3 protein-coding genes are annotated in these 2407 nt (G+C 65.4%); 1 reads left to right on the forward strand and 2 read right to left on the reverse strand.

Annotated elements, in window-relative coordinates; all coding sequences use genetic code 11:
• Positions 1 to 37: 37 nt before the first annotated feature.
• Entirely contained in the window at positions 38 to 778 is a 741-nt protein-coding gene (infC, locus tag A2J02_RS15115; protein WP_045199680.1) for a translation initiation factor IF-3, read from the reverse strand.
• A gap of 382 nt (positions 779 to 1160) precedes the next feature.
• Between infC and A2J02_RS15120 the strand changes: the two genes are divergently transcribed.
• A complete protein-coding gene (locus tag A2J02_RS15120; protein ID WP_068050975.1) occupies positions 1161 to 1547 on the forward strand; it encodes a DUF1844 domain-containing protein in 387 nt (128 codons plus the stop codon).
• Positions 1548 to 1659: 112 nt separating this feature from the next.
• Here the strand turns inward: A2J02_RS15120 and A2J02_RS15125 are convergent.
• On the reverse strand, positions 1660 to 2407 hold a 748-nt coding region (locus tag A2J02_RS15125; RefSeq protein WP_156516232.1), incomplete at its 5' end, for an ATP-binding cassette domain-containing protein.

Consider the following 2407-nt stretch of genomic DNA (forward strand, 5'->3'; position numbering starts at 1 on the left):
GCAGGTGTAGGGCTGTCTTACTGGTAGAGCGCGAGGCTCAGTTGGTCTGCGCCGGAGTAGCCGGAGCTGCTGCGGCCGGTGCTTCGGCAGCCGGGGCTGCATCGGCGGGCTGTTCCGGCGCGGGGGCCGGTGCGCGCTGCGCGGGCGGTGCCGCTGCGCTCTCCTGTGCCTTGACGCGAGTCTTGGCACCCTTGTGCGGTGCCAACACCATCGTCATGTTGCGGCCGTCCTGCTTGGCCGAGGTCTCCACGAAGCCGAGCTCCGCGACGTCCGCGCCCAGGCGCTGCAGCAGACGGAAGCCGAGCTCGGGACGCGACTGCTCGCGACCGCGGAACATGATGGTGACCTTGACCTTCGAGCCGGCTTCGAGGAAGCGAACGACGTTGCGCTTCTTCGTCTCGTAGTCGTGCGCGTCGATCTTGGGACGGAGCTTCTGCTCCTTGATGACGGTGAGCGTCTGGTTCTTGCGCGATTCGCGCGCCTTCTGCGCAGCCTCGTACTTGAACTTCCCGTAGTCCATGATCTTGCAGACCGGCGGACGTGCGTCGGGAGCTACTTCTACAAGATCGAGGTCGGCTTCGAGAGCCAAGCGGAGTGCATCTTCAACACGCACGATCCCCACCTGTTCACCACCCGGTCCGACAAGCCGGACCTCGGGAACTCGGATGCGATCGTTGATGCGGGTCTCAGTGCTGATGGGGCCTCCTAGGTAGTGCGGTGTGGTGTGCAACCCGACCGCCTGCCACTGGCACAGCCCGTCGCCGTCGATCCTCGACATTCCCCGCAGCGATGTGAACCGCTGCAACGAAAAAACCCTGCTTTCGGTGTGATCCGATAGCAGGGCCCGATGTCGACCGGTCGACCCGCACGACAACTGTCGCCGTACAGTCTCCTCACTGGGAGGAAGCACGCAGGAGGCCGGTGAGGACTTCCTTCGTGCGACCGGACCGGGAAGTAGCTTTTTGAAGGCTACGTGCCGGTGGGAGTCGGGCTCCACTTGCTGCCTCCGTGCGGTGAACTCCATCGAGGAGCGCACGCCGAAGACGGTCGTCGAGTCACACTACCAGCCGATTCGAGAAACCGACAATCGAGCTCGATCGTCCCCGACAGCGTCGGCACCCGATTCTCCCCGCTGCAGCCGGCGTGGGATTCTCGTAGGCATGACCAGCGCCCCCACTCCCGCCGATGGCGATCCCGCGGGTGCCGACCCCGTCGGCACCGAGCCCGAAGTCCGTGAACTCGCCGAAGTCCCCGCGGTCGAGGTCATCAGCCGCGCTGCGGTGATGCTGATGAGTTCCGCAGCCGAGAAGTTGGGACTGTCCGAGCCGGATCCCGCGGAGAGCCCATACCTCGACCTCGACGAGGCACGCCGCGTCATCACCGCCTTGGCCGGCCTGGTCACCGCGTCGGTGGAATACCTCGGCCCCCATGCCGGACCCATTCGCGACGGCCTGCAGGCCCTGCAGCGCGCATTCCGGGAAGCCTCGGCCCATCCGGACGAGCCGGGAAAGGGCCCCGGCGAGAAGTACACCGGTCCGGTGCACTGAGCAGAACACCAGCCAAGTCGAGACCGACGCACGAAGCCGCATCCGGTAGTCAACGGATGCGGCTTCGTCGTTCACGGGGTCCGAATCGGACGGCTCCAGCCGACTGCAGCGCTTATCGGACGGCGGCGACCTTGCGGGGCCTACGCTTCTTCGCAGCCGCCTTCACCGGCGGGGCGACGACCGACTCCCGGGTGAGCGCCTCTTGCAGGAACTTGCCGGTGTAGCTTTCCGAGACCGCCGCCACTGCCTCCGGATCACCCTGCGCCACAACCGTTCCGCCGCCCGAGCCACCTTCGGGGCCCATGTCGATGACCCAGTCCGAGACCTTGATGACGTCGAGATTGTGCTCGATCACGATCACCGTGTTGCCCTTGTCCACCAAGCCGTTCACGACGCCGAGCAGCTTGCGGATGTCCTCGAAGTGCAGGCCGGTGGTCGGTTCGTCGAGAATGTAGACCGTGCGGCCGGTGGACCGCTTCTGCAGTTCCGCTGCCAGCTTGACGCGTTGCGCCTCGCCGCCGGACAACGTCGTTGCCGGTTGGCCGAGTCGGACGTACCCGAGACCGACCTCGACGAGTGTCTTGAGGTAGCGGTGGATCGAGGTGATGGCCTCGAAGAAGTCGGCAGCCTCCTCGATCGGCATGTCCAGGACCTCGGCGATGGTCTTGCCCTTGTAATGGACTTCGAGTGTCTCGCGGTTGTATCGCGCTCCCTCACAGACCTCGCACGGAACGTAGACGTCCGGAAGGAAGTTCATCTCGATCTTGAGTGTGCCGTCTCCCGAGCATGCCTCGCACCGGCCGCCCTTGACGTTGAACGAGAATCGACCGGGCTGATAGCCGCGCACCTTGGCCTCGGTG

The sequence above is a fragment of the Rhodococcus sp. EPR-147 genome (assembly GCF_001647185.1).
GTDB lineage: Bacteria > Actinomycetota > Actinomycetes > Mycobacteriales > Mycobacteriaceae > Rhodococcoides.